The 13,031-nt window shown below is 59.6% G+C and carries 10 protein-coding genes; 8 read left to right on the top strand and 2 right to left on the bottom strand.

The genetic code is table 11. The features are described from left to right. The first annotated feature begins 219 nt into the window (after positions 1-219). Positions 220-1,602 carry a carbohydrate porin gene (locus PSH65_RS06275; protein ID WP_305425384.1) on the top strand — a complete coding sequence of 461 codons (1,383 nt, stop codon included), beginning with the start codon at positions 220-222 and terminating at the stop codon, positions 1,600-1,602. A gap of 152 nt (positions 1,603-1,754) precedes the next feature. Next, positions 1,755-4,163 (top strand): glucose/quinate/shikimate family membrane-bound PQQ-dependent dehydrogenase, encoded by a 2,409-nt coding sequence (locus PSH65_RS06270; protein WP_305425382.1) that lies wholly within the window; start codon positions 1,755-1,757, stop codon positions 4,161-4,163. A gap of 427 nt (positions 4,164-4,590) precedes the next feature. On the opposite strand, the gene PSH65_RS06265 is transcribed toward PSH65_RS06270, so the two are convergent. Beyond that, complete coding sequence (locus PSH65_RS06265) at positions 4,591-5,694, bottom strand: IS110 family transposase (RefSeq protein WP_305425381.1); 1,104 nt, start codon at positions 5,692-5,694, stop codon at positions 4,591-4,593. Positions 5,695-6,126: 432 nt separating this feature from the next. Between PSH65_RS06265 and PSH65_RS06260 the strand changes: the two genes are divergently transcribed. Next, positions 6,127-6,504, top strand: a complete 378-nt coding sequence (locus PSH65_RS06260) for a DUF6124 family protein (protein ID WP_305425379.1) — start codon at positions 6,127-6,129, stop codon at positions 6,502-6,504. A 217-nt stretch (positions 6,505-6,721) separates the two neighbouring features. On the opposite strand, the gene PSH65_RS06255 is transcribed toward PSH65_RS06260, so the two are convergent. After that, on the bottom strand, positions 6,722-6,919 hold the full coding sequence (locus tag PSH65_RS06255; protein WP_305425377.1) for a hypothetical protein: 198 nt from the start codon (positions 6,917-6,919) through the stop codon (positions 6,722-6,724). 352 nt (positions 6,920-7,271) lie between these two features. Between PSH65_RS06255 and lon the strand changes: the two genes are divergently transcribed. The 5 genes from lon to cmoB all read left to right on the top strand — a co-directional run bounded on the left by lon (position 7,272) and on the right by cmoB (position 12,998). Continuing rightward, entirely contained in the window at positions 7,272-9,689 is a 2,418-nt protein-coding gene (gene lon, locus PSH65_RS06250; RefSeq protein WP_305425376.1) for an endopeptidase La, read from the top strand. A 329-nt stretch (positions 9,690-10,018) separates the two neighbouring features. Continuing rightward, on the top strand, positions 10,019-10,411 hold the full coding sequence (locus tag PSH65_RS06245; protein WP_305425375.1) for a protease inhibitor I42 family protein: 393 nt from the start codon (positions 10,019-10,021) through the stop codon (positions 10,409-10,411). 2 nt (positions 10,412-10,413) lie between these two features. After that, complete coding sequence (locus PSH65_RS06240; protein WP_305425374.1) at positions 10,414-11,049, top strand: lysoplasmalogenase; 636 nt, start codon at positions 10,414-10,416, stop codon at positions 11,047-11,049. Between the two features lie 216 nt (positions 11,050-11,265). Continuing rightward, a complete protein-coding gene (cmoA, locus tag PSH65_RS06235) occupies positions 11,266-12,045 on the top strand; it encodes a carboxy-S-adenosyl-L-methionine synthase CmoA (protein ID WP_305425373.1) in 780 nt (259 codons plus the stop codon). Continuing rightward, positions 12,042-12,998, top strand: coding sequence for a tRNA 5-methoxyuridine(34)/uridine 5-oxyacetic acid(34) synthase CmoB (gene cmoB / locus PSH65_RS06230; protein WP_123500586.1), 957 nt, complete (start codon positions 12,042-12,044; stop codon positions 12,996-12,998). The genes cmoA and cmoB overlap by 4 nt, the downstream gene beginning before the upstream one ends. The last annotated feature ends 33 nt before the right edge of the window (positions 12,999-13,031 follow it).

The following is a 13,031-nucleotide window of genomic DNA, read 5'->3' as shown; positions in this document are numbered from 1 at the left end:
AGCCGAGGGCTTCGTTGGGGGGAAGCTATCTGTTTGCTCTCTGTTAAATGTAGGTGATCTTTTCCGCACACTATTACCAAATCCGAAATGATCCATGTCAGTAAAAGCCCTTTCTCTATGTGTAACAGAACATTATCCTTACGCCCGTCCAGCTGAAACGCTTCTCCCCCGCTGCGTTCAGTCACCCCCTTTTAGAAAAAGACCAAGAATTTCTTCTCTATGCCTGATTTTCAAACTCCGCGAGACAGCGCTGTCTTACCCCCTGTGGCCAGTCGAAAAGCTCTCAACCTGATTGGCGGATTCACCGCATTGGGCCTCGCCACCTGCACCCAGGCTGCGCCCGCCTTCGACAGCGATTCGCCGTGGATGCTCGGTGACTGGAACGGCACGCGCACCGAACTTTCGGAAAAAGGCTACGACTTCAAGGTCGATTACACCGGTGAAATGGGCAGCAACCTGCACGGGGGCTACGACCATGACCGCACTGCTCGCTACAGCGACCAGTTCGGCTTTGGCACCCACCTGGACTTGCAGAAGATTCTCGGCTGGGACGACGCTGAATTTCAGCTGACCATCACCGAACGCAACGGCAACAACATCAGCAACGACCGGATCAACGACCCGCGTGTCGGCGGTTTCACTTCGGCTCAGGAAGTCTGGGGCCGCGGCCAGACCTGGCGCCTGACGCAGATGTGGTATCAGCAGAAATTCTTCGACCAGAAGCTCGACATCAAGGTCGGCCGTTTCGGCGAAGGCGAAGACTTCAACAGCTTCCCTTGCGACTTCCAGAACCTGGCGTTCTGCGGCTCCCAGGTCGGCAACTGGGTGGGCGACATCTGGTACAACTGGCCGGTCAGCCAGTGGGCGATGCGCGTCAAATATCACCTGACGCCGCAGCTCTACGCGCAAATCGGGGCTTACGAGCAAAACCCGTCCAACCTGGATCGCGACAACGGCTTCAAGCTCAGCGGCAGCGGCACTCAGGGCGCGATCCTGCCGGTGGAACTGGTCTGGACTCCGAAATTCAATGGCCTGCCGGGTGAATACCGTGCCGGTTATTACTACAGCAATGCCAAGGCCACCGATGTTTACAAGGACAGCAACGGCCAACCGGCAGCGCTGAGTGGCGAGGCTTACCGTAGCGCATCGAGCAAGCATGGCGTGTGGCTCGGTATTCAGCAGCAGCTGACCAGCCGCGCCAGTGATAACTCTCGCGGCTTGAGCGTGTTCGCCAACGGCACGATGCACGACAAGAAGACCAACGCCATCGACAACTACGTCCAGGCTGGTGTCGTCTACAAAGGCTTGTTCGATGCTCGCGCCAGAGACGACATCGGTTTTGCCCTGGCCCGTGTCCACGTCAACCCGGCCTATCGCAAGAACGCCGAGGCCACCAACCAGGCCCGCGCCGTCTTCGATTACGACGACCCATCGTTTCTGCCGCCACAAGACACCGAATACAGCGCCGAACTCTATTACGGCGTGCATGTCACGAACTGGCTGACCGTGCGCCCGAACCTGCAATACATCCGCCACCCCGGTGGCGTGGACAAGGTCGATGACGCGCTGATTGGCGGGATCAAGATCCAGTCGTCGTTCTGATTAGAACCACAAGACCTGTGGGAGCAGGCAAGCCAGCTCCCACAGGGATTGCATCAACCGCACACCTTTCTTAACTGAACCATGCCCGCACAAGATCGTCATCTACAGTGAACTTGCGCGGGACTACTTAAAACGTCACGGAGAACCACACTATGAGCGCTGATGGTGCTTTCAGTCGAAGCCGTCTGCTGCCGAGCCTGCTCGGTATCGTGCTTCTATTAATGGGCCTGGCCTTGCTGGCCGGGGGGATCAAGCTGAGCATGCTCGGCGGCTCACTGTATTACCTGCTGGCCGGTATCGGCCTGATGCTGACCGGCGGGCTGCTGCTGGCCGACCGTTATGCGGCGCTGAGCCTGTACGCGGTGGTGCTGTTCGCCAGTACGGTCTGGGCACTGTGGGAAGTCGGCCTGGACTGGTGGCAGCTGGTGCCACGTCTGGCGCTGCTCTTTGCCCTCGGTATCGTCATGCTGCTGCCATGGTTTCGTCGCCCATTGCGTACTGGCGAATTCAACCCGGTCGGCACCGGCGTGCTGAGTGCTGCCGTGGTCATCACTGGTATCGCCGCGCTCGCCAGCCTGTTCACCAACCCCGGTGAAATCAAAGGCGAACTGAATCGGGACGCTGTGCCTGGCATGACCAACACCGCCCCGGCCATGCCCGATGGCGACTGGAACTCCTACGGCCGCAGCGCCCATGGCGATCGCTACTCGCCACTGGCGCAGATCACACCGCAGAACGTCAGCAAACTGGTTCCCGCCTGGACCTACCGCACCGGCGACCTGCCTGGCCCAAACGACCCGGGCGAAACCACCGCCGAAAACACCCCGCTCAAAGCCAACGGCATGCTGTATGTCTGCACGCCACACAGCCAGGTGATCGCGCTGGACCCGGACACCGGCAAGGAACTCTGGCGTTTCGATCCGAAGCTCTCCACGCAAAACGCGGCGAACTTCAAGGGTTGGGCGCACATGACCTGCCGTGGCGTGACCTATCACGATGACGCCGCCTACACGTCCGAGCAGAGCCCGACCGGCACGGCCAACGCGCCAGTGGCCAGCGTCTGCCCGCGCCGGATCTTCCTGCCGACCGCCGACACCCGTCTGATCGCCCTGAACGCCGACACCGGCAAAATGTGCGAAGACTTCGGCAACGGTGGCCAGGTTGACCTGACGACCAACATCGGTGAATTCACCGCCGGCGGTTATTACTCGACTTCGCCACCGGCAGTCACCAAAGACCTGGTGGTGATTGGCGGCCACGTGACCGACAACGTTTCCATCGACGAGCCAAGCGGTGTGATCCGCGCGTTCGACGTGCACACCGGCAAACTGGTGTGGAATTGGGACAGCGGCAACCCGGACGACACCACACCGATTGCCGAAGGCAAGGTCTACACCCGCAACTCGCCGAACATGTGGTCCATCTTCAGCGTCGATGAAAAACTCGGCATGATCTACCTGCCGATGGGCAACCAGACCCCGGATCAGTTCGGTGGCGCGCGTACTCCTGAATCGGAACTGCACGCCGCCGGCCTGACCGCGCTGGACATCGCCACCGGCAAGGTACGCTGGCACTTCCAGTTCACTCACCATGACCTGTGGGACATGGATGTCGGTGGCCAGCCAACCCTGATGGACCTGAAAACCGCAGACGGTGTGAAACCGGCGGTGCTCGCGTCCACCAAGCAAGGCAGCATCTACGTGCTGGACCGCAGCAATGGTCAGCCGATCGTACCGATCAAGGAAATTCCGGTGCCGCAAGGCGCAGTGGAAGGCGACCACACTTCGCCGACCCAACCGATGTCCGACCTGAACTTCGTGCCGCCGACCCTCAAGGAACGCGACATGTGGGGCGTGACCCCGTTCGATCAGATGCTGTGCCGGATCGACTTCAAATCCCTGCGTTACGACGGCATGTTCACCCCGCCGTCGCTGCAAGGCTCGATCGTTTATCCCGGTAACTTCGGTGTGTTCGACTGGGGCGGTATCTCGGTTGACCCGGTGCGTCAGATTGCTTTCGTGAACCCGAGCTACATGGCGTTCAAATCGAAACTGATCCCGGCCGCGGAAATCGCCAAACAAGGCCCCCGCGTCAGCGAAACCGAAGGCGTGCAGCCCAACAAAGGCGCGCCTTACGGCGTGATCCTCGAGGCTCTGCTGTCGCCAATGGGCCTGCCGTGCCAGGCACCGGCCTGGGGCTACGTGGCGGCGGTCGATTTGACCACCAACAAAACCATCTGGATGCACAAGAACGGCACCGTGCGCGACAGCTCGCCGGTTCCAATCCCTCTGAGCATGGGCGTACCGAGCCTGGGCGGGGCCTTCACCACTGCCAGTGGCGTGGCCTTCCTGAGCGGCACCCTCGACCAGTACCTGCGCGCCTACGACGTGAAAAACGGCAAGCAACTGTGGGAAGGCCGCCTGCCAGCCGGCGCGCAAACCACACCGATGACCTACACCGGTAAAGACGGCAAGCAATACGTGCTCGTTGTTGCGGGTGGTCACGGATCGCTGGGCACCAAGCAAGGTGACTATGTGATTGCGTACAAACTGTCGGAATAAGCGGTAGCGGCAGTTAAAGCAAAGGCGACTCCTGTGAGGGGGTCGCCTTTTTTTGTGGGCGCTGCAATCCCCGCCACACCCAAAATCCCTGCGAGGCTTGCCCGCGAAGGCTTTCTCACATTCAACATTGATGTCGCCTGACACACCGTCTTCGCGGGCAAGCCTCGCTCCTATGTATGGACTCGCCCCTCACTGTCAACCCGCTTTGCTTTTGAACACTGCTACCCGGTTGCATCTATGTATCAGGCCTGTTCGAGGAAGCGCCTGGCTTCTGGCCAACATCGGATCAGCTCGCGGGATGCCGATTACAGAGAGGCCTCAAGGGCCGGTAGGAGCGCAGGCATCTATCCGCGACGGTTTAACCTGGGGTCAATGTTCTCTAGCAAGGGTTGAGGCGCCAAGCGCCTCGGTGGCAGAACTCGTTAAATCACTGACCTATCACCACCTCCTGACGCTCAGTCGGCTGGCGGTGATAGGTGTCTTTGTTTTGCCGTAACACCCAGATGATCCGCAGGTTGCGGTTGGCCAGACGCGCCGCAGCCCCTTTCTGTCCATGACGGCCTAGCCTGCGTTGCAGGCGGCGGTCATCAGGATGATCCGAGCTGGGATTGAGCTGTCTGAGGACAGCATGTGCACCTTGTATGGCCAGACTGCGGATGTAGGCATCCCCGCGTTTGGCCATCTTGCCCAGCCGGATCGTATTTCCACTGCTGTACTGCTCGGGCACTGTGCCGAAGTAAGCTGCAAAATCCCGGGCATTGGCAAAACGCTCAGGTTCGGTCTGCTTGGCAATCACGGCCGAGGAGAAGATCGGACCGACACCGCGTACCGTCATCAGCCGCTTCGCGGTGTCGTCTTCACGAACTGCGCGCTCCAGGCGCCCGGTCATCACTTCGATACGTTCAGCCATGTGCTTCCACTCAGCGAGCAATTCGGCGATCAGCTCGTGTAGCAACGCGGGGATCGGCTGGCTGGAGTCTTCGAGTGGCTGAGTGACGTTTCGGTCAATGGCTGCTTTGCCCTGGGGGATGGAAAAACCATGTTCCAGCAGCAATCCACGCATCTGGTTGCCCATGGCGGTGTGCTCTTTCACGTAGCGCCGGCGTACTCGGTGCAACGCTTGCATTTCCAGCCCGGCTACGGTTTTGACCGGCACGGCGTGAGCACGCTCGTCCCGGCCGGCGCGCAGGATGGCCAACACGTCGTTACGGTCGTTCTTCGGTCCGCTGCGATGCTTGGCCACATGCTGAGCCGGCAGGATTCGAGGCTGATTGCCCTGTTCCAGCAGCAACCGGGCCCAAGCCTGCGCACCTGGGCCGGTTTCCATCAAGACCGAGGTGCCAGGTGGCAATTGGCGCAAGAAGGTGGAAAAGGCTTCACGGGATTTGAGGCGTTTCTCGTAGATCACTTGACCCAGATGATCTTCACCCGCTACTTGAAACACACTCTTCGCCAGATCCACGGCTACGGTGGTACAGGCCGAAAGGTTGTTTGCAGACAGGGAATTCTTTTTCGACGTACTCTTGCTCATGGGCTCGCCCTCGCTGTCGCTGACATCTATAGGATGCCACCGTGGCGCATAGACGCCTCGGCGTGGGCGAGTCCATTCGATTACAGTTGACTGTGGTCGTCAGAGATATCCGCGCAGGTCCTACAGATGTGGTGATTTTTTGAGAACTTTCCGACAGGTTTTGACGGTTGTCGCTCGGAAGAGCGGTGGATAGGCTTTGGGGGTCGCTGCAAATCAGCGACCGGGCGTCGCGGCCTGAATTAGCTTACTTGGTGCATAATCACCGTCCCCAATCGACGTTCCTGTCGTTTGGTCTCATGGTGGCTGTGCGCGGGATACCTTCGGGTATGCCGAGTTTCCAAGTAGCTCGGTCCGCGAACCTGCGTACAGCTGCCACTCTCCATCGCGTCGCGGCGATCAGTGGCAGCTCCATTACTTACTTGGAGCTTCATCATGTTCAAAGAAACACCGAATCCCCCTGAAACCGAGAACGTTTCGCCCTACGAATCCAACGATTCAAAAAAATTCCACGACGCCGCTAACCGCGCGCTCGATCACTACCTCAACCCCACCGCCCTCAAATCCCCCGTGGCCCGCAAGCCGAGCACGATGTATATGGTCGCGCCGGATATCAAAGACGAAGACCTGTTGGCTCACACCTGTGAATCGTTGGCCCAGGCGAGTGTGATGGCGAGTGATATTGCGGGGTATCTGGAAGGGCCGCACCGGCACACGGTGATGGCGATTCAACAGATCGTCATGTTGGCAGAACTGGCGGTGAACCGGATGCTGGATAACGTTGCCATCCCAAAACCTGCGCCACACAGCTAATCCTCTGTAGGAGCGAGGCTTGCCCGCGAAGGCTTTCTCACATTCAACATTGATATCGCCTGACACGCCGCCATCGCGAGCAGGCTCGCTCCCACAATCGAGCCGTGTGCATCTGCGAGGGATTGGTTGGCTGTCAGGCCGCCTCCGCGAGCCGCCCCGCCCACGCGGTTCGTTCCTTCAAAAAGCGGAACGCGCGGCTGAACATCCTGCCTCCCCATTAATATCCAAACTTGCCACCCTCATCTCGCGCCACTGCCTGTTGATAATCGATAGATTGTTTTACTTCTTCCAATGTCTTAAAAAATGCGCCGACACTCCCAGGCGAATATTCGATCTGAAAACGATTACCTGAATTCGCGGGGTCATGCTCGAGAATGGTCAATCCGTTATAGGTCGTTTTAATTGGATAACTCATCATTTATCTCCCTATATTTTCGTATAACGCTCCCCCCTCAATGCGAAGGGGCTCGTGCTCAATTTCCAGCACCGAACGACAGCTGTCTACTGTCATAAATAACAGTCATCCATAAGCAATCGAAATAACAGCCTGAAAGCCGGTTATATGAACCCATCGAGAAGAAGAGGCTTGCAGTAAAACGTATTTATTCCGACATGATGCCCATCCAGCGATAGCTTGATCAGCCATCTAGTTGCCAAGCACAAGTACCTGTCAAAACCCTGAACACACACGCTGAAATATCCAGGCCCATTGAAACCACCCCCCACCTGCCCCATCTAAGACCCATACCCTATTGCGCAGGTGCCCCATGACCGACCAGCAAGAATTCCCTGAAGACACGAGCGAATACGCCGAAACAGACAACGTCGAACACCACGCCACCAGCAAAGGCCTCGCCCTGCCTGGCCAGAACCTGCCGGGCAAGGTCTACATCATCCCGATCCACAACCGGCCCTTCTTCCCGGCGCAAGTACTGCCGGTGATCGTCAACGAAGAGCCGTGGGCCGAAACCCTCGAACTGGTGAGCCAGTCCGATCACCACTCCCTGGCCCTGTTCTTCATGGACACTCCCCAGGAAGACCCGCGCCACTTCGACACCAAAGCCCTGCCGGAATACGGCACCCTGGTCAAAGTGCATCACGCCAGTCGCGAAAACGGCAAACTGCAATTCGTCGCCCAGGGCCTGACCCGCGTACGCATCAAAACCTGGCTCAAGCATCATCGCCCGCCGTACCTGGTGGAAGTCGAATACCCGCACCAGCCCACCGAGCCGACCGACGAGGTCAAGGCCTACGGCATGGCGCTGATCAACGCGATCAAGGAACTGCTGCCACTCAACCCCCTGTACAGCGAAGAGCTGAAGAATTACCTCAACCGCTTCAGCCCCAACGACCCGTCGCCGCTGACCGACTTCGCCGCCGCCCTGACCTCGGCCACGGGCAGCGAGCTGCAAGAAGTGCTCGACTGCGTGCCGATGCTCAAGCGCATGGAAAAAGTCCTGCCGATGCTGCGCAAGGAAGTCGAAGTCGCGCGCCTGCAGAAAGAAATCTCCGCCGAAGTTAACCGCAAGATCGGCGAGCATCAGCGCGAGTTTTTCCTCAAGGAACAGCTCAAGGTCATCCAGCAAGAGCTGGGCCTGACCAAAGACGACCGCAGCGCCGACATCGAGCAGTTCGAGCAACGTCTGACGGGCAAGGTGTTGCCGCCTCAGGCGCAGAAACGCATCGAAGAGGAAATGAACAAGCTGTCGATCCTCGAGACCGGCTCACCGGAATACGCGGTGACCCGCAACTACCTCGACTGGGCAACCTCAGTGCCCTGGGGCGTGTACGGAGAAGACAATCTCAACCTCAAACACGCGCGCAAGGTGCTGGACAAACACCACGCCGGCCTCGACGACATCAAGGACCGCATCCTCGAATTCCTCGCGGTCGGCGCTTATAAAGGCGAAATCAGCGGCTCCATCGTGTTGCTGGTGGGCCCGCCGGGCGTGGGCAAGACCAGCGTCGGCAAATCCATCGCTGAATCCCTCGGCCGGCCGTTCTACCGCTTCAGCGTCGGTGGCATGCGCGACGAAGCCGAGATCAAGGGCCACCGCCGCACCTACATCGGCGCGCAACCGGGCAAACTCGTCCACGCGTTGAAAGATGTCGAAGTGATGAACCCGGTGATCATGCTCGACGAGATCGACAAAATGGGCCAGAGCTACCAGGGCGACCCTGCCTCGGCGCTGCTGGAAACCCTCGATCCGGAACAGAACGTCGAATTCCTCGACCACTATCTGGATTTGCGCCTGGACCTGTCGAAAGTGCTGTTCGTCTGCACCGCCAACACCCTGGATTCGATTCCCGGCCCGTTGCTGGACCGGATGGAAGTGATTCGCCTCTCGGGTTACATCACCGAAGAGAAAGTCGCGATCGCCAAGCGTCACCTGTGGCCGAAACAGCTTGAGAAAGCTGGCGTGTCCAAGGGTAGCCTGAGCATCAGCGACAACGCATTGAAAGCCTTGATCGACGGCTATGCCCGTGAAGCCGGGGTGCGGCAGCTGGAAAAAAACCTCGGCAAACTGGTGCGCAAGGCCGTGATGAAGTTGCTCGACGAACCGAAAGCAGTGATCAAACTCGGCCCCAAAGACCTGGAAGCCTCACTCGGCCGGCCGGTGTTCCGTAACGAGCAAGTGCTGTCCGGCATCGGCGTGATCACCGGGCTGGCCTGGACCAGCATGGGCGGCGCCACTTTGCCGATCGAAGCCACGCGCATCCACACCCTCAACCGGGGCTTCAAGCTCACCGGGCAACTGGGGGAAGTGATGAAAGAATCGGCAGAAATCGCCTACAGCTACGTCAGCTCCCATCTGAAGCAATTTGGCGGTGATCCGACGTTCTTCGACGAAGCCTTCGTTCACCTCCACGTACCGGAAGGAGCCACGCCGAAAGACGGCCCGAGCGCCGGCGTGACCATGGCCAGCGCCCTGCTTTCGCTCGCCCGCAACCAGCCACCGAAAAAAGGTGTGGCCATGACCGGAGAGCTGACGCTGACCGGGCATGTACTGCCGATTGGCGGGGTGCGCGAGAAGGTGATCGCGGCGCGGCGGCAGAAGATTTTCGAGTTGATCCTGCCGGAGCCCAACCGCGGTAGCTTTGAAGAACTGCCCGAGTATCTGAAAGAAGGGATTACCGTGCACTTTGCCAAGCGCTTTGCGGATGTGGCGAAGATATTGTTCTGATAGTTATGTAGCGCCTGCACCGCCGCCATCGCGGGCAAGCCCGCTCCCACAGTGATCCGGGGTGTTCACAAATCTTGTGCTCACCACAAGACCCTGTGGGAGCGGGCTTGCCCGCGAAGGCGTCGGCACTGACACCACAGCCCTCCCACAGTGATCCGGGGTGTTCACAAATCTTGTGTTCACCACAAAACCCTGTGGGAGCGGGCTTGCCCGCGATGACGTCAGCACTGACGACACCATCCCTCACTGCCATCCCGGTCCGCTGTCACACTTTGTCTCATCTTCAGTTATGCTCGCCGTTCGTCGTGAATGCCGGAGCCGCTGATCTTATGTCCCCCACTCGCCTGTTGATCCCCCTCGCCCTCGCCCTGCTGAGCGCTTGCGCCACGCAATCGACACACAACGTGACCGTGGAAAAACAAAGCGAATGCCCGGTGCAACTGAACAGCGGGCAAAACCTGATCCTGACCCTGCCAAGCAACCCGACCACGGGTTACCGCTGGGCGATTCAGGATTCGGCCGGTGGCGTGTTACGCGCGCTCAGCCCCGAGGTTTACAGCAACCCGGAAGACGCCGGGGTCGTCGGCAGCGCCGGCCTCTCGACCTGGCGCTTCCAGGCCTTTGCCACCGGCACTGGCCGTTTGCGGCTGACTTATTCACAGCCGTGGGCACCCGAAGTGCCGGCGGTGAAAACCTTCGACTGCGCCATTGCGGTTAACTGATCGTGGGCTGGCTGATTCTGGCGCTGATGGGCGCGGTGACCTTTCTCTATGGCCTCAGTGTGCATGCGACGCTGCTCTGCCTGCTGGTCAAACCGATGCCGGTGCTGGCCCTGCTCGGCTGGTTGCACGATGCACCGCCCAGTGACTATCGGCGCTGGATCAGCCTGGGTTTGATTTTTTCCTTGGTCGGCGACGTGTTGCTGGCATTGCCGCAAGATTTGTTCGTGTTTGGCCTTGGGGCGTTTTTGGTCGCGCATTTGGCGTATCTGAAGGCTTATTTGAGCGATTGCCGGCGTCTGGCATTGTTGCCGTTGATGCTAGCGTTGAGCGTGGGCGCGGTGCTGCTGGGGATTCTGATTTCCAATGGCTTGGGACCGCTGCTGATCCCGGTGATCGTCTACGGGCTGGCCATCAGCGCCATGCTCTGGCGCGCGCTGGCCCGCCTCGGCACCGACGTGCCCAAACGCTCGGCGTTGCTGGCGGCGGCGGGCGCGGTGGCATTTGTGTTTTCTGACAGCGTGATTGGTATTAACCGGTTTGTGATGCCATTCCATGCCGCGCCTTACGTGATCATCCTCAGCTACTGGCTGGGGCAATGGGGGATTGCGGCGTCGGCGTTTGCCCAGAAACCGCGCTGAACTCTGTGGCGAGGGAGCTTGCTCCCGCTGGGCTGCGAAGCAGCCCCGACCCAGGCGACTCCACTCTTCCAGACAAAACCCATTTACCGAATGACGACTGCTGCGCAGCCGAGCGGGAGCAAGCTCCCTCGCCACAACTGCATGTCTCTCTGTTAACCGAGGTTAGTCCGGCGCTTTATCAGACAACCCGCGCATCCCCCCGTCAATTTGGCTAAAATGCCGGCCTTTTCCACCTACACCGCTGGAACCGCCGTGAGCAAAGAATCCGATCGCCTTTTCGCCCAGCCTTTGACCCAGGTACCTGACTTCGCCTTTAACGAGGACGTGGTGCGGGTATTCCCGGACATGATCAAGCGCTCGGTGCCGGGATATCCGACCATCGTGGAAAACCTCGGCGTGCTCGCCGCGCAGTTCGCCCAGCCCAACAGCGTGCTCTACGACCTGGGCTCATCGTTGGGCGCTGTGACCCAGGCCTTGCGCCGCCACGTGCGCACCGACGGTTGCCGGGTGATCGCTGTGGATAACTCCGCCGCCATGGTCGAGCGTTGCCGCGAATACCTCAACGGCCAGGACTCGATGTTCCAGGAGTTGCTGCCGGTGGAAGTAATCGAGGGCGATATCCTTGCCTTGGAATTTCAGCCGGCCTCGGTGGTGGCGCTGAACTTCACCCTGCAATTCATCGCCCCGGACCAGCGCACCGCGCTGCTCTCGCGCATCCGTCAATCGCTGTTGCCCGGTGGCGCGCTGATCCTTTCGGAGAAGCTGCGCTTCAACGATCCCGAAGAACACGCGCTGCTCACCGACCTGCATGTGGCCTTCAAACGCGCTAACGGCTACAGCGAACTGGAAATCGCCCAGAAACGCAGCGCCATCGAAAATGTCATGAAGCCCGACAGCCTCGAAGAACACCGCGAGCGCCTGTTGGCCGCCGGGTTCTCGAAAGTCGTGCCGTGGTTCCAGTGTCTTAACTTTGCCTCGTTGATTGCCTTGCCATGATTGATCTGTCCCCCCTCGCCCGCCGTCTGGCCGGTACCCCGCTGGCCGAATGGGCCAACACCCTGCAGGCACAACTCGACAAGAAAATGGAAAAAGGTCACGGTGACCTGGAACGCTGGCAGAGCGCGCTGGACGCGTTGCCGAAGATTCAGCCGAGCGAAGTCGACTTGTTGAATGGCTTGAAACTGGACACTGATTGCGACGTTGAGACCCGCGCGCAAATGCGCACCGCGTTGATGGGTTTGTCGCCCTGGCGTAAAGGCCCGTTCGACCTGTTCGGCGTGCATGTCGACACTGAATGGCGTTCGGACTGGAAATGGTCCCGGGTAGCTCCGCACCTGGACCTGAAAGGCAAACGCATCCTCGATGTCGGCTGCGGCAACGGTTATTACATGTGGCGCATGCTCGGCGCCGGGGCTGATAGCGTGATCGGCGTCGACCCGAACTGGCTGTTCTTCTGCCAGTTCCAGGCCGTACAACGCTACTTGTCCGAGCCCAATGCCTGGCACCTGCCCTTCCCTTTCGAAGACCTGCCGCCGAATCTGGAAGGCTTCGACACGGTGTTTTCCATGGGCGTGTTCTATCACCGCCGCTCGCCGATCGAGCATTTGCTGGCGCTTAAGGATTGCCTGGTCAAAGGCGGTGAACTGGTGCTGGAAACGCTGGTGATCGAAGGCGATCAGCAGCAGGTGTTGGTGCCGGAAGACCGTTACGCGCAGATGCGTAACGTGTGGTTCCTGCCATCAGTGCCCGCGCTGGAACTGTGGCTGCGCCGCGCCGGCTTCAGCGATGTGCGTTGCGTGGATGTGAGCGTGACCACGGTCGAGGAACAACGCGGGACGGAGTGGATGAAGTATCAGTCGTTGAGCGACTTCCTTGACCCGCAAGATCACAGTAAAACGATCGAAGGGCTGCCGGCGCCGATGCGCGCGGTGATCGTCGCCCGCAAATAGCCTCAATCTCCCAGACACCAGATAAACCTGTGG

Origin of the sequence: Pseudomonas sp. FP603, assembly GCF_030687415.1 — a bacterium.
Taxonomy (GTDB): Bacteria; Pseudomonadota; Gammaproteobacteria; order Pseudomonadales; family Pseudomonadaceae; genus Aquipseudomonas; species Aquipseudomonas wuhanensis.
This window is presented reverse-complemented; position numbering and strand designations above follow the sequence as displayed.